The sequence below is a fragment of the Streptomyces harbinensis genome (genome assembly GCF_900116145.1).
Taxonomy (GTDB): Bacteria; Actinomycetota; Actinomycetes; order Streptomycetales; family Streptomycetaceae; genus Streptomyces; species Streptomyces carpaticus.
Genome location: NZ_FPAB01000002.1, coordinates 156,297 through 174,261, shown reverse-complemented (window position 1 = coordinate 174,261; position 17,965 = coordinate 156,297). Strand labels below are relative to the sequence as shown.

Below are 17,965 nucleotides of genomic sequence, written 5' to 3'. Positions count from 1 at the left end.
GCCGGTGCGCGGCGCCCGGGTGCCGCCGTACCGGCCCGGCCCGGGCGCCGTCACGGCGGGCACGGCCCGGCCGCCCGGGACCGGCGGGAGGCGGACTCGGCCTCGGCATCGGCCTCGGTGAGCAGGGCGAGCAGGCCGGCTCTGGCCCGCGAAACCCGGGAGCGCACCGTGCCGACCGGGCAGCCGAGCAGCCGGGCGGCGTCCTCGTAGGGCATGCCGCAGATCTGCGTCAGCACGAACGCCCGGCGGCGATCGCACGGCAGGGCCGCCAGCAGGTCGATGAGCGCCACGCCGTCCTCGAACCCGGGCAGGCCGCGCGGCTGCGCCTGTTCGACGGCGCTGCGCCAGTCCTCCCAGGGGGAGGTCCGGGGACGGGCGGCGGCCCGGCGCAGGCTGTCGACGACGGTGTGCCGGGCGATCGACAGCAGCCAGGTACGGGCGGTGGAGCGGCCCTCGAACCGGTGCAGGGAGCGCAGGGCCCGCAGAAACGTTTCCTGGGTCAGGTCGTCGGCCAGCCGCGGGTCACCGGCGAGATGGGCGACGTACCGCCACACATCGCGGTGGAGCGCGCGGACGAACGCCTCCACGGCGTCCGGGTCGCCGGTGCGGGCGCGCAGCGCGACCCGGGTGACCGTGTCGTGGGCGGCCTCCGGACGGGAGGTGGCCGAGGTGGCGGAGGTGGCGGAGGTGCGGTGCGGTGGCGGGGGAAGTGTGGGGGCAGGCGTGGTCAGCACGCTGGTCCTTCCGGTCACCGGGCGCGGAGCGGTGCGGACGCGTGCGGACGCGTGCGCTCACGCGCCGACGCGTGGGGAACGCACGGGACCGCGCCCGTAAGGAGAGCCGGCCCGGTGGGGGGTGGGCCGGGGAGCCGCCGCCGGAGTCTGCTCCGGCGCGGGAACCCGCTGTCAGCCGACAGCGGGTCCCGGCGGCGGTCCCCGGGTGGTCGTGACGCGGAGCGCCGGGTGCCGCCGGGGGCGGCGCGACGGTGCCGGCGGCACCGGAGACGGCCGGTGCGGCGGGCGCGGTGGGCGGCGCAGCAGCCGCAGCGGGGCGACCAGCCAGGCGCTCAGCGCCCGGGCGGCGCGGAAGACGGCGCGTTCGCCGTACGCCAGCCACAGACCGCTGAGCAGGGCGGCGCCGAGGTGGGCGGCGGCCATGCCGGCACTCGGGCCGGACCCGGTACCGGGGGCCGCCGCGGTGTGACCGGCGTGGCCGGCGTGCTCCAGGGCGAGGGTGAGGGCGTGCGGCAGCGACTGGCCCGGCACGCCGTCGCCGGCCGCGCCGGTGACCGGCCCGCTCCAGGCCATCACCACCGAGAAGGCGACGTGCAGCGCGGCCTGGGCGGTCACCGTGGCGCCGAGCACCACCGGGATGCCGCGTTCCCTGCCGGTGAGGAACCAGGCCGCACACCCCGTCACCGGCCAGGCGGCCGGCGGCAGCCACCAGGGCAGCGGCGTCCCGGCGGCGTGGCTGTGCCCGGCGGCGGCGAGCAGCACGCACAGGGCCGCGAACACCGCGGCCCGCAGGGTTCTGCTCGGTCGGCTCCCGGAACTCCCCATGGCGGGGCTCATCCTCGCACCGGGATCCGGAATCGGGGAGATGTGCGGCAGAGGAGAATTCCGGGGCGCGAAGATCCCGCCGGATCACCGCGGGCGGCGGGCCCGGCAGCCGAAGGGGAGCCCCGCCGTGCCGCCTTCCGGCGGGGAATGACGCGGCGGATTCCTCTCGATGAGTCGGCTCGGAAGGGCTGTTGGTTCCCGGCCCGACCGGGCTTTTCGAAGTCGTTTTCCGGAGTTTATCGATCCGGGCTCCGGGCATCATTCGCCATGCCTGGCGGGCCTCTTCCCGCAGCATCTCGAAAGGGGAATGCGCGCACCGTTCCCCGCCGCCGCCCGCCATGCGCCGGTGCCCACCGAGCTGCGGCGATCCCCGCCGCGCGGGGCCGAACGAGCAGACGATGTGCGTCCCGCACGGTTCTCCAGCGAGGTGGCGATGACATGGAATGGTACGAGGACGAGTCATTCTGGTCCGACTTCTCCGGCACCATGTTCTCCGCGCGCCGGGAGGCGGAAGTCGCCCGTCTGGTAGCGGATTCCCCGCTACTGTCCTTCGATTCCGGCGCCCGGGTGCTCGATCTGTGTTGCGGTCCCGGTCTCTTTCTGGTCCCGCTCGCCCGCCGGGGATACGCCGTCACCGGTGTCGACTTGAGTCCGCGCATGCTGGAGCGGGCACGGGCGGCCCTCGCGGACGCCGGGGCGCGGGCCCGGCTGGTCCGCGCGGACATGCTCACCCACACCGAGCCGGGCCACTACGACGTGATCCTCAACGTGTTCACCTCCTGGGGGTACTTCGCGCGCCAGGAGGACAACGTCCGGGTGCTGCGCAACGCCTTCGCCTCACTGGCGCCCGGCGGCCGGCTGCTGATCGACGTGCTCGGCAAGGAGGTGCTGGCCGGCTGGATCGGCCGGCCCCAGCTCGTCGAACTCGGCGACGGCTACGTCATCCAGCGCGACACCGTGCTCGACGGCTGGCGCCGGCTGCGCACCGACTGGACGCTGGTGCGCGGCGGTTCGGCCCGGGAGGCGTCCATCACCTGCTGGCTGTACAGCGGCGCCGAGCTGTGCGCGCTCCTCGAGGCGGCCGGGTTCACCAAGGTGGAGTGCTTCGGCGGGTTCGACGGGGCGCCCTACGACCAGCACGCCCGGCGGCTGATCGTCCGGGGCGTCCGGCCCGCCGGCCGGTGACCGCCGTGCCGGCCCGTCCCCCCGCCCGTCCCGCGCCCGTACCCGTCCACCCGCATGTCACGGACGCCGTCAAGGCCCCCGATCTGATCCGGCTCGGCCCGCACACCGTGCTGGCCCGCTTCGAGACCCTGAAGGTGTACGCCGCCCTCGGCGCGGTCCGCACCCTGCTGGAGCGCGGCACCCTCACACCGGGGCAGACCGTCGTCGACAGTTCCAGCGGCATCTACGCGCTGGCCCTGGCGATGGCCTGTCACCGCTACGGACTGCGCTGCCACATCGTGGCGTCCACCACCGTGGACACGACGCTCCGCCTCCAGCTGGAGATCCTGGGCGCCACGGTCGAGCAGATGCCGCCCTCGGACGATCTGCGGCTGGACCAGGAGCGCCGGGTGCGGCGCGTCCGCGACCTGCTGCGGAGACGGCCGGGACTGTACTGGATGCGCCAGTACCACGACGCCGTCCACTACGCCGGGTACCGCGAGTTCGCCGATCTGGTGGCCGCCGCGCTGCCGGTCACCGAGCTGACCGTCGTCGGCGCGGTCGGCACCGGCGCCTCCACCGCCGGGCTCGTCCTGCCGCTGCGGCAGCGGGGCGTGGCGGTGCGGCTGGTGGGGCTCCAGCCGTTCGGCAGCGTCACCTTCGGCAGCGACCGCTTCCAGGACCCGGAGGCGATCATCGCCGGGATCGGCAGCGCGATCCCGTTCGGGAACGTACGCCACGAGCTGTACGACACGGTGCACTGGACCGACTTCCGGCACGCCACCGCCGGGGCGGTCGGACTGCTGCGCGACCACGCCGTGTTCGCCGGACTGTCCACCGGCGCCGCCTATCTGGCCGCCACCTGGGAGGCGGCGCGCCATCCCGGGCAGTCCTTCCTGGTCATCGGCCCGGACACCGGCCACCGGTACACCGAGCGGGCGTTCGCCCGGCACCGGGAGCTGCCGGACCCGCGCGCGCTGAAACCCCACCAGATCACCGATCTCGCCGACCTCGCCCCGCCCTGGTCCGTCATGGAGTGGCGGCGCCGGCGCCACGGCCCGGGGCCGGGCCCCCACTCCCCCGCCGCCGGCCCGCGCCCGGCCGACCGCCAGGAGGGCGCCGTATGACGATCGCCGCACTCGAACTGCTCACCTTCGGCCTGGGCCGGCTCGTCACGGCCGCCCGGGAGTCCGGGCACCGGCTGTGCCTGCTCACCCGGGACCGCGCCGTCTACCGCCACGAGCTGGACCGGCTGCCGCCGGACGCCCTGGACATCGTCGATGTCGACACCCTGGACACCGCCGCCTGCGTCACGGCGCTCGGCGCCGTCCCGGACCTCGCGGGGCTGATCAACTCCACCGACACCTTCGGCGTCACCGGCGCGGACGCCGCCGCCGCGCTCGGCCTGCCGGGGCCGGACCCGGCGGCGGTCCGGCTGGTCCGCGACAAGTACCGGGTGCGTACCGTCCTGCACGGCCTGGGGATCGGCCGGGTACCGGCGCACCGGGTGGCGGCCCCGTACCCGGCCGCCGCGTCCGGCGTGCTGCGCGCGGTGGGGCTGCCGGCCGTGCTCAAGGACACCGCCGGCACCTCCTCGCGCGCGGTGTGGCCGGTGCGCGACGAACCGTCCCTGCGGGCCGCCCTCGCCGAGGCCGCGAGCGTCCCGCTGAAGGGCGGGCTGCTGGCCGAACCGTTCCTGAGCGGCCCCGTGTACAGCGCGGAGACGCTGACCTGGGCCGGGCACACCACGCTGCTGGGGGTCACCAGCCGGCAGATGTCGCCCGAACCCGCCGTCCGGGAGGAGGCCGCCGCCTTCCCCGTGGCGCTGGACGCCGCCGGCCACGCGCGGCTCGAACGGTGGGTGGGCGGGCTGCTGGCGGCGGTGGGCCACGACGCCGGGTTCGCGCACACCGAGTTCGTCCGGACCACCGAGGGCCCCGAACTCGTCGAGATCAACCGCCGGATCGGCGGCGCGCTGGTCGGCGAGGCGCTGTGCCGGCGGCTGGGCACCAATGTGTACACGGCGGAGATCGACATCGCGCTGGGCCGCCGCCCGGCGCTGCTGGACGCGCCCCCGGCAGCGGGCCCGGCCTGCGGCTTCGTGCTGGTGTACGCGCCCGGCACCGGAACGCTGGCCGGCTGGCAGGGACTCGACGGCCTGGCGGCCTTCCCCGGCGACCCGCGCTGGTATCCAACCCTGGCCCCGGGCGACCGGATCACGGCGCTGACGGACCAGCGCGCATGCACCGGCATCCTGCTCACCGAGGGCCCCACGGCCGAACTCGCCCTGCACCGCGCCCTCAGCGCGGCCGGCAGCGTCCGCCCCCTGCTCGGCCCGCCCGCCGCCGCGCCACCGGCCTGAGCGGCGTGGCGCCCGGTGCGCGGGCAGCAGGCCACCCGCGCAACCCCAGCCGCGCCGACGGAGCTGCCATACGATGGAATGACTGCCATGCGCGCGCTTCTTCCGCTCCGGCCCCAGCACGGCACGCTCGGCTCCGGCGTGATCCTGACCTTCTTCGGCACCGTTTGGTGGATGGTCGGAGCCCTCGCCCTCGGGGACGGCACCGCCACCCGGGCCGCCGCCGTCGCCACCGGCCTCGCCATTGCCGTGGCGCTGGGGGTCTTCGCCGTCCGCCGTCTCGACAACTCCGGCGGCCGGGAGTCCTACGAACGCGCCGCCTCCACCTTCCGCTGGAGCAACGCCGCGCAGGCCGCCGGTATCGCGGCCGTCGTCGCGATCGGGGTCGGCACCGGCCGGCAGCACTGGATCCCGGCCCTCGTCACCCTCGTGGTCGGCGCCCACTTCTACCCGCTGGCCCGCCCGTTCGGACGCCCGGAGTACCGGTGGACGGCGACCCTGCTGGTCGGCGTCGGCGTCATCGGCTGCGTCGCCGCTCTCGCCGGCGCGCAGGTGTCCGGAGTGCTGGCCCTGTGCGGCCTGGGATGCGCGGCGATCCTGTGGTCCACGACGGTCTGGTACATCGTCTGCGGTACACCGGGCATCGCGGCGGCGGCCGGCCGGCCCGCGGGCGCGACGGCGGGCCCGGACGGTGCCTGACGTCCCTTCCGCGGACGAAGGCGATCGCGGTCCCCGACGATCCGGCGCCCCGGCGGCGGCCTACGCCCCGCCGGTGTCCGGGCCGCCGCCCTCGCGGGCCACCCGGAGCCGGCCCAGCCACTCGGTGCCCAGCCGGTGTCCGTCCGGGTACCGGTCGTCCCGGTCCCAGCGCCAGGTGGTGACGACGGCCAGGACCAGCGTCCGGCAGTCGCGCAGCAGTGCGTGGTCGACGCCCGGGTAGTGCGCGGCGACGGCCTCGGGGGCGTGGGCGAGGTCGAACTCGACGGGCCCGGTGCAGACCGTCTCCAGATCGATGAACAGCGGTCCGCCGCGAGTGGCGAGCAGATTGCCCGGGTGCGGCTCGCCGTGCAGCGGCTGGACGGGGGCGCCGTGTGCGCGGATCGCCCGGCTCAAATCGCGCAGGGTGCCGGTGAGCAGGTCCCGGTCCCGGTCGGCGAGCGCCGGGGTGAGGTCGTGGTCGTCCAGCAGGTGCAGCGCCCGTCCGACCCGCTCGGTCCAGTGCGGTGCCGGGACGTCGAGCGTGCGCAGGCCGGCGTGGAGGCGTTCCAGCGCCCGGGCGTAGCCGGCCGGCGGGACGCCGGTGCCGGCGGTGGGCGCGTAGTACGTCCAGAAGGTGACGACCCAGCCGTCCCGTTCGTACACCCGGGGCGGCACCCGCGGATCGAGCGCGGCCACCGGGGCTCCGGCCGCCGTCAGTTGCTGCGCCAGCTCCACCTCGGTGTGCGCGACCTGTTCGGCTTCGGGGGCGACCCGGGCCAGTACGTCGCAGGGCAGCAGCCGCAGCGTGAGCTTGTTGGAGTCGCGCAGCACGATCGCCTCCGCCGCCGGCAGGCCGAGTGACGCGGCGATCGACAGGGCGGCGGCACGCGCGCGCCGGGCGTGGGGGCGGTCCATGCTCGCCCGGTCTCCTCTCGCTGGGGTGGTCGTTCCGCGTCCGGGGGTACGGGGCCGGCCCGCCCCGGCCGGCAACCGGCGGGGGTGCGGGCGCCGTTACGCCTCGGGGGCCAGGGCGGCGGCGACGGCGGCCTCGGCGTGCAGTTGGGCGGTGGGGAAGACCGGTACGGGGCTGTCGGACTGCCCGATGAGCAGTTCCAACTCGGTGCAGCCGAGGATGACGCCCTCCGCCCCTTCCTCGACGAGCCGCCCGATCACCTCGCGGAACGCCTCGTGGGAGGCGTCCCGTACCTCCCCGCGGCACAGTTCGTCGTAGATGACGCGGTGGACGAGGGCGCGATCCTCCGCGTCCGGGACCCGTACCTTCAGACCGTGTGTCTCCAGGCGCGCCCGGTAGAAGTCCTGCTCCATGGTGAACGCGGTGCCCAGCAGCCCGACCTCGCTCACCCCGGCCGCCCGCACCGCCTCGGCCGTGGCGTCGGCCAGGTGCAGCAGCGGCACGGACACCGCGGCGGTGACCTGATCGGCGACCTTGTGCATCGTGTTGGCGCAGATCAGCACCAGGTCGGCGCCCGCCCGCTCCAGCGCCCGGGCGGCGCCGGCCAGGATCTCGCCGGCCTCCTGCCAGCGGCCCGCGGCCTGGAGCTGGGCGATCTCGGCGAAATCCACCGAGTACAGCACGCAGCGGGCGGAGTGCAGGCCGCCGAGCCGCTCCCGGGTCAGCTCGTTCAGCGCCCGGTAGTACCCGGCCGTCGATTCCCAGCTCATGCCACCGATCAGGCCGATCGTCCGCACGGTGCCTCCTGACGCGTCCGCTGTGAGGTGCCGATTCTGCGCGTCGGGGGCGGCGGGAGGCAACCGGTTTCCCCGCGCGCCGGGGGCCGGCGGGGGCCGGCGGGGGCCGGACGCTCAGATCCGGATCACCAGCTTTCCCCGGGTGTGGCCGCGCTCGGCGTGGGCGTGCGCCTGTGCCAGCTGGGCGAGCGGCCAGGCGCGCTCGACGCGCGGCGTGTAGCGCCCCTGAGCGCCGAGTTCGGCCGCTTCGGCCAGGAACGCGGGGTCGTTCTCGGCGTTGGCCACCACCACCCCCAGGCCCGGCGCGCGGGTGTGGTCGGCGACCGTCACCACCCGGGCGGGGTCGCCCACGACGGAGACGAGGTCGGCCAGTGAGCCGGAGGCCGCCGTGTCCAGCGCGATGTCGACGCCGCCCGGCGCCAGCGCGGCGACGCGCTCGGCGAGACCGGCGCCGTAGGTGGTGGGCACGGCCCCGAGCGAGCCGAGGAACGCGTGATTGCGCTCGCTCGCCGTCCCGATCACCGTGGCGCCCCGGGCCACCGCGATCTCGACCGCGGCGCTGCCCACCCCTCCGGCCGCGCCCTCGATGAGCAGGGTGCGCCCCCGCAGTGGGCCGAGCACCTTCAGCCCGCCCATCGCGGTCACCGAGGCCAGAGCGGCCCCGGCGGCCTGCTCGTCGGTCCACGGTGCGGGCGTCCGGGCCCAGGCCGAGAGGACGGCCAGCTCCGCCGTCGCGCCGGTGACACCGCCCAGTCCGAAGACACGGTCACCGACGCTCACCCCGCGCACGTCCGCCCCGATCGCGTCGACCACCCCGGCGGCCTCGCGGCCGGGAATCGCGGGCAGTTCCACGGGGAGCAGCGCGCGCACCGCTCCGGAACGCACCTTCCAGTCGACGGGGTTGACCCCGGCCGCCGCGACCCGGACGCGGATCTCCGCCGGCCCCGGATGCGGCTCCGGTGCCTCTTCGACGACGAGGGTCTCCACACCGCCGTACTCGTGATAGCGCGCTGCGCGCATGACGTTCTCCCTTGTTCCGCGGCCGGGCCGGCCGTTCGCCCTCACGCTAGAAGCTGACGCCGGTGTCAGCTGCAAGCCGCGCGGGCCCCGGGGAGCGGAGCGAGCCGGTGGCACGGGTACGGTCCGGCCGGGCGCGGGGCCTACCCCCGGGTGTATCCGTGGCTGCGTTCCACCTTCGCGATGTGCAGGGTGTAGCTCTCGTACCACTCGGCCCGGCCGCGCCGCTGCGCCGCGCGGTGCTCCTCGTTGGTCCGCCACTGGGCGAGGGCGTCGGCGTCACGGAAGTACCCGACGGTGATGCCGAGCCCGCCGGGCGTCTGGGCGTGGTCCATCCCGAGGAACCCGGGGACGGCCCGCACCAGTTCCTCCATGCGCGCGTTCGTCTCGCGGTAGCCGTCCTGCTCCTGGGTGCGGATGGTGCTGAACACGGCGACGTAGTACGGGGGTTCGAACGCCCCGATGGGTGCGACAGGTGCGTCGGAGTGATCACTCATGGCGCCACCGTACGGGGGTGCGCACCCGGCGATCCAGTGCTTTCGCACCCGCATCCGATCTCGGCGCCCGGGTGGCGCCCGGCGGGGCGGCAGCACGTACATTCGAGGCCGGCCGGCCCGGAGAGGAACCCCGCACCGATGACACCGCAGTCCCCCGTCGTGACGGTCGCCGTCATCGACGACCATCCGGTGGTGGCGGCCGGCATCGCCGCCTGGTACGCCGCCGCCGACCCACCCGTGCGGGTGCTCGCCGCCGGGCCGGACCGCTCCGCCGCCCTCCACGGGCCGGGCCGGGAGGCGGACGTGGTGGTCCTGGACCTCCAGCTGAGCCCGGCCGGGCCCGGCTTCGGCCTCCTGCGGGAGCTGGTGGCCGAAGGCCGGGCGGTGATCGTCTACACCGTGCTGGACACCGAGGACGCCGCCCTGACCGCCCTCGACCTGGGCGCCGTCGGCTTTCTCACCAAGGCCGAGGGCGCGGACCACCTGGTGGCCGCCACCCGTGCCGCCGCGGCGCGGCTGCCGTACACGCCGCCCGCGCTGGCCGGTGCGCTCATCGGCGACCGGCGTCCGGGGCGGCCGGCGCTGGCCCGGCGGGAGATCGACGTGCTGCGCGCCTGGTTCCAGTGCGAGTCCAAGCTGCTGGTGGCCCAGCGGCTGGGCATCTCGGTCCGGACCGTGAACACCTATCTGGACCGGGTGCGGATCAAGTACGCCAACGCGGGCCGGCCCGCGTCCACCAAGGCTCATCTGGTGGCGCGGGCGGTTCAGGACGGGCTGGTCTCGCTCGACGAGCTGTGAACCGGGCACACCGCCTCCAGCCACAGCCGGCCGTCCCCGGCGAGCACGGTCACCCGCACCCGGGGCCCGGCCCGGCCGTCCGGGAGCGGTGGCACGGCGGGCGGTTCGCCCGGGTGATCGGTGACGACGGCGATCCGGACCTCCCGCGGGTCGCGCACCACGGTCACCCGGGCGGTCCGCCGGGTGAGGGCCAGCGCGAGCAGGGCGGGCTCGGTCAGCGCCCGGCGCACCGGCCGGGGCAGCGGCACGGGGGCCCCGCGCACCGCCAGGGCGACGGAGGCGCCCCGGCGTTCGGCACCCTCGGCACAGGCCAGTACCTCGTGCACCAGCGGGTCGCCGGTGTTGTCGTGCTCGGCGAACAGCCGGCGCAGCCGGGCGGCCTCCACGGCGCACCGGTGCCGTACGTCCGGGTCCGCGATGTCCAGCCGGCCGTCCGCGAGGGCGGAGAGGAGCGGCACGGTGGTACGGGACAGCGCGGCCCGGCACGCCAGCCGGTCGCTGCGGAGCCGGGCGCCGATCAGCGCCCGGCGGTGTGCGTGCTGCCGGCGGGCGGCTCGGTCCCGGGCAGCGGCGAGGCGGGCGCGCAGCAGGAGGCCGAGGGCGGCGCAGCCCAGTTGGACGGTGAGCAGGGTGAGCGCGCCGAGGACCAGTCCGTCCGTCGTCCGGTGGTCCGGGGCTCCGGCGGGCCACAGGTGGGCGCCCGCGTGGACGAGATGGGCCACCGCGCCGCACAGGAGGGCGGGCCGCCCACGGTCCGGGAGCAGGAGCACCGCCGGCCAGCCCGCCGTGAGCAGGGCCCCGAGCGCGGCGCCCGCCGGGTGTCCGCCACCGGACAGCGGGAGCAGGACGGCGGCGGTGAGGGTGAGGAACAGGGTCAGAGTGAGGGCCCGGGTCAGGGCCAGGGTCAGGACCGGTGCGGCGCGGCGCCGGGCGGCGGTGCGGGCGGGTGCGGGTGCGGTCCGGGCCAGAAGGGCCGGCAGCCAGGTGGCGAGGAGGAGGGCGAGGACGAGGGGTTCCGGCCCGGGCGCGGGGTGCGGCGGGAGGTGGTGGAGGAGCACGGGCAACGCGAGCCCCAGGGACAGAGCCGCGACGACGCCGGGGCCCGCCGGGTGCGGCCGGCGCGTACCACGGACGCGCGGGGGTCCCGGGCACGCCCGGGCACGCCGCCAGCCCGCACGGGCCGGGAGGGGGGCGGGGACTGTGCCGGCCGGCGGCCGGGCTCGCCTGCAGCCCACACCGGCCCGGAGGAGAGCGAGGACCGTACCGGCCGGCAGCCGAACCCGCCTGCAGCCCACACCGGCCCGGAGGAGAGCGAGGACCGTACCGGCCAGCGGCCGAACCCGCCGACGACCCGCACCGGCCCGGAGGGAGGCGAGGACCGTACCGGCCGGCAACCGGTTCGCCCGCGTCCGGCTCCGCTGCCCGGCGTCCGGTGCCCCGGCGGGAGGGCCGGGCGGTGCGGCGGCGTCCCGGTCCGGACGGCCTCGCGCCGGTGTCCCGAACGGCCGCCGGCCGGGCTGGACACGGTCCGGCCGCCGCGGCGCGCCCGGCGCCCGGGTACCGCGCGCGGGGCCGCGCCCCGCCGGTGCGGTCCCCCCGCCTCCGGTTCCGATGCCTCCGGTCCCGGCGTTTCCAGTCCACGCCCCGGTGGGCCGGGCCTCCGGCCTCCCGTGGCGCGGCGACCGGCGCGGGGCGTCCGCTGTCTCAGTTCGGCGGCCCGCCGCGTCCGCCGTCTCGGTACGGCGGCCCGCCGCCTCCGCGCGCCGCCGACGCCCCGGAACCCGCGGCAATCCGGCCCGCGGCCCCGGCGGGCCGGGGTCCTCGGCCGGCCGGTCCGCGGGCGGGGCGTAGTGCAGCCGGATCTCGGTGCCCCGTCCCGGGCGGGATACGACGTGGGCGGTGCCACCGGCCAGCGCCATGCGCTCGGTCACCGAGTGGGACAGCCCGCGCCGGCCCGCGGGGACGCGCTCGGGGTCGAAGCCGACGCCGTCGTCCGTCACGGTGACGGTGACCCCCGAGCCGTCGCGCACCGCGCGCAGATGTGCGGTGCGCACCCCCGCGTGGCGGGCGGTGTTGCGCAGCGCCTCACCCACGGCGCCGCACAGCGCCTGGGCGGCCGGTGCCGGGACGGAGCCCAGACCGGGGTCCAGCGCGGAGATCACCCGCAGGCGCCGGCCGCGCAGTTCGGCCGCGAGGGCGGCGGCCAGCGGTGTCCCGGGGGCGGGCGTGGTCTCGTCACTGTCCCGGGCCGGCCCGGCTGCCACGGCTGCCCCAGCCGCCCCGGTCGATCCGGTCGCCCCAGCCACCCCCGTTGCCCTGGCCGCCCTGATCGGCCCGGCCGCCCCCGTCGCCCCTGTGGTCCCGGTCGCCCCAGCCGCCCCAATCGGTCCGATCGCCCCAACTGCCCCGATCGGCCCGGCCACCCCTGTGGCCCTGGCCGCACCGGCTGCCCCGGCCGGTCCGATCGCCCCAACCGCCCCCGTCGCCCCGGCCACCCCAGCCGCTCCGACCGCCCCGGTCGGTCCGGTCGGTCCGGTCGGTCCGGTCGGTCCGGCCGTCTCAGCCACCCTCGTCGCCCCGGCCGCCCCTGCTGCCCCAGCCACACCGGCTGCCCCCGTCGCCCTGGCCGTCCCAGCTGCCCCCGTCGCCCTGGCCGCCCCGGCCACACTGGCTGCCTCCGTCACCCCGGCCACCCCGGCTGCCTCCGTCACCCCGGCCGTCCCAGCTGCCCCCGTCGCCCCAGCCGCCCCGGTCGATCCGGCCGATCCGGCCGATCCGGCCGCCCCACTCTCCCCGGCTTCCATCGCTTCTCCCTCCTCCCCGGCGCCCGAGCCGTCCGGGGTCGCGCCGAGCAGGGCGAGGTCTCGGGCCGCCTGGGCCCGCAGCTCCCGGGGGTCCATCCCGGAGCGGGGGTCCGCGGCCAGGAGCAGCGTGGCGCAGGAGGTGTCGTGCAGCGTGGCCAGAAAACGGCGTTCGGCCCGGTGTCCGGCCTCCGCCGTCTCCCGGCGCAGCCGTTCCCCGTCGGCCGCCGCCTCGGCCGCGTCCCGTTCCCGGCAGCGGCGCAGCACCGTCTCGTACACCGCTCGGGCCACCGCCGCCTGTACCAGCAGCCAGCCCGCCTGGGCCAGCGCCGGCCACCCGCCGTCCGCCCGGCCCAGCAGTACACCGGCGGCCCCGGCCCCCGCCGTCACCACCGCGACCAGCGCTCCAACGGCGCGCGACGGAGTGAGCTGCGCGCCCGCCACGGCGACGCCGACCGCCACCGGTATCCAGGCGGACGAGGCCGGCGGGACCGCACCCTGGCTCAGGCACAGGGCGCACAGCGCCCCGAGATCGGCCACCGCGAGCGGCCGGGAGAGCGGCACCCGGCGCACCGCCGCCGCGTGCAGACCGCTCCACACCACGGCCAGTGCCGCCGCACCGGCGGCCACCGGGTGCGCGGCGGGCGGAGCAGCCACGCCGAGCAGGGCGCAGCAGCACATCACCAGGGCCCGCAGCCGGGCGGCCCATTCCGCGCACAGGGCGGTGAACGCCGTCTCGGCGGCGTCGGTTGAAAGGATCACCCGGCCCATGGTCGGGAGGCGCCGTATCCGTGTGGGTCGAATGACCGTCACCGCCGCGTATCAACTGCGGCTACGGTCCTGACGACCAATTTTTCTTCATGTTTTCTCCTTCCTCCGGTCATCTCGTGCCCGGAGGAAGGAGCAAGGGTGCCCGCACCGCCCTGGTGCGGGCCCTGTTGGGGCAGTTCACGACCGCGGTTCACACCGCACAGGGGGACAGGATGGGGCCAGGGGGCTCACGGCGGGGACGGCGCGCCGCACTGACGACGGCGATCTGCGCGGCGCTGTGGCTGACCGCGCTGGCGGGCCCGCCGCCCGCGTCGGCCGCCGACCCGGCGTCCGGTCGGACGGCCGAGGCGGCCGAGGCGGCCGAGGCGGGCGCCGGCTACGACCCGTCGGTGGCGGAGGAGAGCGCGGAGAGCACCGCCCTGGCGGCGGCCCGCGCCTCCGGGGAACCGGTGGAGGTGCTCGCGCTGCGCGGCGAGACCCGGGAGGTCTTCGCCACTCCGCACGGGACGCTGGAGGCCCGCGAGTACGTCACTCCGGTGTGGACCAGGGCCGGCGGCGAGTGGCGGGCCGTCGACCTGGATCTGGCCGTCCGCGCCGACGGCACGGTCGGACCGGTCGCCTCCACCGTCGGTCTCGCCTTCTCACCGGGCGGCGACACCACACTGGTGCGGCTGTCCCGCAACGGCCGCGAGCTGGCGCTGTCCTGGCCGCGTCCGCTGCCCGAGCCCCGGCTGGCCGGCCCCACCGCCCACTATCCGGAGATCCTGCCGGGTGTGGAGCTGCGGCTGACCGCCGTCCCCGACGGGTTCCTGTCCCTGCTGGTGGTCTCCTCGCCGGAGGCCGCCGCCCATCCCGAGCTGGAACAGCTGCGGTTCGGCCTGGCGGCCGAGGGCATGACGGTGGCGGTGACCGCCGACGGCGGACTGGCCGCCACCGACGCGGGGGCCGGGGGCACCGTCTTCGAGGCACCGGCGCCCCTGATGTGGGACTCGGGGCAGCCGGACGCGGAGGAGGCCGCCGCCCGGGTGGCCGCCACGGAGGACGGGACGGCCCCGCCGTCCGCCGCCGAGGGTCCGGGCGCCGCGTCCCGGATCGCGGAACTCGGGGTCGAGGTCGCCGACGGCGGTTCCGCCCTGGTCCTCACCCCCGCCGCCGAACTGCTCACCGGCGAGGACACCAGCTACCCGGTGTTCATCGACCCGCAGTGGCACTCGCCGCGCGCCTCCGCCTGGACGATGACCTCCAAGGCGTACCCCGGTACCCGCTACTGGCAGTTCAACGGGAAGAACGACGAGGGCCTGGGCAACTGCACCGGCTGGTCCGGCTGCACCTCCGGCGACGTGAAGCGGCTGATGTACCGGATGGACACCTCGCGCTTCGCCGGCACCCGCGTCCTGAGCGCCGAGTTCGTGGTCCGCAACGTGCATTCCGCCCAGTGCTCCAACCACCCCGTGGAGCTGTGGCGCACCAAGGCCATCTCCAGCAGCACCAACTGGAACACGCAGAACGCCTCCGGGTTCTGGATCGAGCGGCTGCGCACCGAGTCCTTCAACTACGGCAGCGGGCTGTCCGGCTGCAAGCCCGCCGGGGACGCCGAGTTCCCGATCCGCGCCGCCGTGCAGCAGGCCGCCGACAGCCGGACGTCCACCATGACCTTCGGGCTGCGGGCGGGCAACGAGACCAGCCCGTACCACTGGAAGCGGTTCCACAAGAACGCCCATCTGCGGGTGGAGTACAACCGGCCGCCCCGGCAGATCCCCATGGCGCAGCTGACGATGGAGTACGGCGGCACCTGCCGGGGGCCCGCCGACCCGGTCGGCGTCCGTACCCTGGGCCAGCTGCGGGCCGCCGGCGTCACCGACCCCGACGGTGACAGCGTCCGGGTGCAGGTCCAGATCAAGCGCGGGTCCGAGATCCTGTGGAACTCCGGTCTGACCACGGCCAAGGCGTCCGGTTCGCAGCACGCGGTGACCATGCCCGCCGGCCTCCCGCAGGGCGAGACGCTGCACTGGATCATCCGCCCCTACGACGGCCGGGACTACGGGCCCTGGTCCTCCGACGGCTCCCCCACCGGCTGCTACTTCGTGTACGACACCACCGTGCCGCAGGCCCCGGTGATCAGCTCGGCGCAGTACCCGGCCTCCGACCCGGAGGATCCGCAGGACCCGTGGCGGGACGGCACCGGCAAGTACGGCACCTTCACCTTCAGCACCGACGACCCCTCGATCACCGCCTACCGGTACGGCGTGAACGGCGACCCGCACCCGGCCAACCGGGTGGCCACCACCGCCGGGGCCCCGGCCACCGTCCAGGTGCTGCCGGACCGGCCCGGCGTGCACATGGTCACCGCCCAGGCGCTGGACGCCGCCGGCAACCTCTCGGAGATCCGCACCTACCAGTTCCGGGTGGGCACCGGCAGCGGTGAGCGGATGGCCTGGCAGCTGAACGAGCCGGAGGGCACGCAGCACTTCGCCGCCTCGGCGCCGGCCCGCACCGCCGCCCTGCACGGGGGCGCCACCACCGGCGCGCCCGGGGCGCCCGCCGCCGGCGGCACCGCGCTGGCGCTGGACGGCAGCAGCGGGTACGCCGCGACCGACGGCCCGGTGGTGGACACCGGCGGGCCGTTCACGGTGTCGGCGTGGGCCCGGCTGGACCACAAGCCCGACCACGCCGCCATCGTCGTCACCCAGACGGGAGCGCACCGGCCCGGGTTCGAGCTGTACTACTCGGCCACCCAGGACAGCTGGGCCTTCAACCAGTACCGGGAGGACGCGCCGGACGACGACCGGATGGCCCGGGTGCTGGCCGGCACCGAGGTGCGCACCGGCGAGTGGACCCATCTGGTGGGGTCCTACGACGGGGCGACCCTGCGGCTGTACGTCGACGGGGTGCTCGCCGGGTCGCTGGCGTACCGGGCGGCCTGGGACGCGCGCGGGCCGGTGCAGCTCGGCGTCGGCCGGTACGGCACCGAGCAGAAGTCCTGGTTCCCCGGTCAGGTCGACGAGGTGCAGCTCCTGGGCGGCGCCGTGCACGACGGCACCGCCTCCGTCGAGCGGCTGTACGCGGGGGAACGGCTGGACACCGAGCCCGCGCTGCCGGCGCTCGCGGTGTTCGGGCTGGACGAGGAAGCGGGCGCGGACAGCGTCGGCGGGGACGCCCGGGCGCTGCCGGCCACGGCCGAGGGCGGCGTGACGGCGGGCGCCGAGGGCCCGTTCGACCGCGCGGTGCGCTTCAACGGCACGGACGGCCTGGCCCGTACCACCACGGGCGCCGTGCGGACCGACCGCAGCTTCTCGGTCTCCGCCTGGGCCCGGCTGGAGACCGCACCGGACGCGGCGGCGGTGATCGCCACCCAGCTGTCGGACGCCAGGCCCGGGTTCGAGCTGTACTACTCGGCGACCTACGACCGCTGGGCGTTCAACCAGTACAGCGCCGACGGCCCCGGCAGCCGCCCGGTGCGGGCCATGCAGCCCGACGGGGAGAGCGCCCGGGTCGGTGAGTGGACGCATCTGCTGGGCGTGCACGACCAGGTGAGCGACACCCTCACGCTGTATGTGAACGGCCGGCAGGCGGACCGGGTGGCACTCGGCGGCGCCTGGCACGCGACCGGGCCGGTGCAGTTCGGCGCCGGGCGGTACGACGACGTCGTCAAGTCGTTCTTCCCCGGTGAGATCGCCGACGTCCGGATCTGGGACCGGGTGGTCACCGGCTACGAGGCCGGCCGGCTGCACCAGCAGCCGGTGGACGTCGCCGCCCGCTGGATGTTCGAGGAGACCGGCACGGACGGCGGCACCGGCGGCACCACGCCGGACGCTGCGGGCACCGGCAACGCGCTGACGCTGCGCGGCGGCGCGGGCGTCGGTGACGGCTTCGTCGACCTCGGCGCCCTCGAACTCGACGGGGTCACCGGGCACGCCGACACCGCCACCGTCCCGGCCGACCTCTCGCGCGGCTTCACCGTGGCGGCCTGGGCGCAGGCCGCCGCCGCCCCCGACGGCCCGGTGACGCTGATCAGCGCGGCCGGTGAGCACCACAGCGCCCTCACCGTGCGCTTCGTGCCGGACGCGCACGATCCGGCCTGGGGCAGCTGGCAGGTGACCGTGCCCGAGCGGGACGCACCGCAGGCCCGGGTGGTCACGGTCGGCAACAGCCTGGCCTCCGACGTCCGCGAGTGGCACCACGTCGCGGTCGCCTACGACGGCCTCGACCACCGGCTGCGGCTGTACGTCAACGGCCGGCTCGCCGAGACGGTGTGCACCGAGGACCCGCTGCCGGAGTGCACCGAGGAGCAGTCCTGGGCCGACCAGGTGACGGTCTTCCCCGCCACCGCCTCCTTCCAGGCCGGCCGCGGTCTGGCCGACGGGGAGTGGGGCGGGCACTGGCCGGGCTCCGTCGACGACCTGTGGGTCTTCGACGGGCCGCTGACGGCCGAACAGATCGGTGAACTGGCCGCCGGGGTCTCCGGGATGCCCACCGAGGTGCCCGGCACCCCGTGACCGACCGGGTGGGTGGGGGCGGGACCGTGCCCGCCCCCACCCCCCCCCGCCGTCGCCCACGCCCCCGCCCCTCGCCGCGTCCCGCCCCGCGCCG

13 protein-coding genes are annotated in these 17,965 nt (G+C 76.4%); 6 read left to right on the top strand and 7 right to left on the bottom strand.

What is annotated here, in order from left to right:
- Window positions 1-50: 50 nt before the first annotated feature.
- The gene (locus tag BM385_RS04985) at window positions 51-734 is read right to left on the bottom strand and encodes a sigma-70 family RNA polymerase sigma factor (protein ID WP_093842306.1); all 684 of its coding nucleotides are present in this window, start codon (window positions 732-734) and stop codon (window positions 51-53) included.
- A gap of 171 nt (window positions 735-905) precedes the next feature.
- Entirely contained in the window at window positions 906-1,559 is a 654-nt protein-coding gene (locus BM385_RS04980; protein ID WP_254791437.1) for a hypothetical protein, read from the bottom strand.
- 438 nt (window positions 1,560-1,997) lie between these two features.
- Between BM385_RS04980 and BM385_RS04975 the strand changes: the two genes are divergently transcribed.
- The 4 genes from BM385_RS04975 to BM385_RS04960 all read left to right on the top strand — a co-directional run bounded on the left by BM385_RS04975 (window position 1,998) and on the right by BM385_RS04960 (window position 5,781).
- Window positions 1,998-2,744 carry a class I SAM-dependent methyltransferase gene (locus tag BM385_RS04975; RefSeq protein WP_093842305.1) on the top strand — a complete coding sequence of 249 codons (747 nt, stop codon included), beginning with the start codon at window positions 1,998-2,000 and terminating at the stop codon, window positions 2,742-2,744.
- A gap of 5 nt (window positions 2,745-2,749) precedes the next feature.
- Window positions 2,750-3,850, top strand: a complete 1,101-nt coding sequence (locus tag BM385_RS04970) for a pyridoxal-phosphate dependent enzyme (RefSeq protein ID WP_202803467.1) — start codon at window positions 2,750-2,752, stop codon at window positions 3,848-3,850.
- Complete coding sequence (locus tag BM385_RS04965; protein WP_093842304.1) at window positions 3,847-5,085, top strand: ATP-grasp domain-containing protein; 1,239 nt, start codon at window positions 3,847-3,849, stop codon at window positions 5,083-5,085. The genes BM385_RS04970 and BM385_RS04965 overlap by 4 nt, the downstream gene beginning before the upstream one ends.
- Before the next feature lie 87 nt (window positions 5,086-5,172).
- Window positions 5,173-5,781: a hypothetical protein gene (locus BM385_RS04960; RefSeq protein ID WP_019436498.1), complete on the top strand. Its 609-nt coding sequence runs from the start codon at window positions 5,173-5,175 to the stop codon at window positions 5,779-5,781.
- 60 nt (window positions 5,782-5,841) lie between these two features.
- Here BM385_RS04960 and BM385_RS04955 read toward each other — a convergent pair whose 3' ends face one another.
- The 4 genes from BM385_RS04955 to BM385_RS04940 form a co-directional block, all read right to left on the bottom strand.
- Window positions 5,842-6,696 (bottom strand): phosphotransferase family protein, encoded by an 855-nt coding sequence (locus BM385_RS04955; RefSeq protein WP_093842303.1) that lies wholly within the window; start codon window positions 6,694-6,696, stop codon window positions 5,842-5,844.
- A 96-nt stretch (window positions 6,697-6,792) separates the two neighbouring features.
- Window positions 6,793-7,491: an aspartate/glutamate racemase family protein gene (locus BM385_RS04950; RefSeq protein ID WP_093842302.1), complete on the bottom strand. Its 699-nt coding sequence runs from the start codon at window positions 7,489-7,491 to the stop codon at window positions 6,793-6,795.
- 114 nt (window positions 7,492-7,605) lie between these two features.
- A complete protein-coding gene (locus BM385_RS04945) occupies window positions 7,606-8,511 on the bottom strand; it encodes an NADP-dependent oxidoreductase (protein WP_093842301.1) in 906 nt (301 codons plus the stop codon).
- A gap of 140 nt (window positions 8,512-8,651) precedes the next feature.
- Complete coding sequence (locus BM385_RS04940) at window positions 8,652-9,005, bottom strand: antibiotic biosynthesis monooxygenase family protein (protein WP_019436502.1); 354 nt, start codon at window positions 9,003-9,005, stop codon at window positions 8,652-8,654.
- Window positions 9,006-9,143: 138 nt separating this feature from the next.
- On the opposite strand from BM385_RS04940, the gene BM385_RS04935 reads away from it, so the two are divergent.
- Window positions 9,144-9,803 carry a response regulator gene (locus BM385_RS04935; RefSeq protein ID WP_093842300.1) on the top strand — a complete coding sequence of 220 codons (660 nt, stop codon included), beginning with the start codon at window positions 9,144-9,146 and terminating at the stop codon, window positions 9,801-9,803.
- Here the strand turns inward: BM385_RS04935 and BM385_RS26710 are convergent.
- Window positions 9,770-13,366: an ATP-binding protein gene (locus tag BM385_RS26710; RefSeq protein WP_139275144.1), complete on the bottom strand. Its 3,597-nt coding sequence runs from the start codon at window positions 13,364-13,366 to the stop codon at window positions 9,770-9,772. The two genes, BM385_RS04935 and BM385_RS26710, sit on opposite strands and share 34 nt — an antisense overlap.
- Window positions 13,367-13,587: 221 nt before the next feature.
- On the opposite strand from BM385_RS26710, the gene BM385_RS04925 reads away from it, so the two are divergent.
- Window positions 13,588-17,871 carry a LamG domain-containing protein gene (locus BM385_RS04925; protein WP_093842298.1) on the top strand — a complete coding sequence of 1,428 codons (4,284 nt, stop codon included), beginning with the start codon at window positions 13,588-13,590 and terminating at the stop codon, window positions 17,869-17,871.
- Window positions 17,872-17,965 lie beyond the last annotated feature (94 nt).

Bases quoted from the DNA above. Each gene is read 5' to 3' on its own strand.
- BM385_RS04980 (WP_254791437.1), bottom strand. From the start codon at position 1,559: ATGGGGAGTTCCGGGAGCCGACCGAGCAGAACCCTGCGGGCCGCGGTG.
- BM385_RS04975 (WP_093842305.1), top strand. From the start codon at position 1,998: ATGGAATGGTACGAGGACGAGTCATTCTGGTCCGACTTCTCCGGCACC.
- BM385_RS04965 (WP_093842304.1), top strand. From the start codon at position 3,847: ATGACGATCGCCGCACTCGAACTGCTCACCTTCGGCCTGGGCCGGCTC.
- BM385_RS04960 (WP_019436498.1), top strand. From the start codon at position 5,173: ATGCGCGCGCTTCTTCCGCTCCGGCCCCAGCACGGCACGCTCGGCTCC.
- BM385_RS04955 (WP_093842303.1), bottom strand. From the start codon at position 6,696: ATGGACCGCCCCCACGCCCGGCGCGCGCGTGCCGCCGCCCTGTCGATC.
- BM385_RS04945 (WP_093842301.1), bottom strand. From the start codon at position 8,511: ATGCGCGCAGCGCGCTATCACGAGTACGGCGGTGTGGAGACCCTCGTC.
- BM385_RS04940 (WP_019436502.1), bottom strand. From the start codon at position 9,005: ATGAGTGATCACTCCGACGCACCTGTCGCACCCATCGGGGCGTTCGAA.
- BM385_RS04935 (WP_093842300.1), top strand. From the start codon at position 9,144: ATGACACCGCAGTCCCCCGTCGTGACGGTCGCCGTCATCGACGACCAT.
- BM385_RS04925 (WP_093842298.1), top strand. From the start codon at position 13,588: ATGGGGCCAGGGGGCTCACGGCGGGGACGGCGCGCCGCACTGACGACG.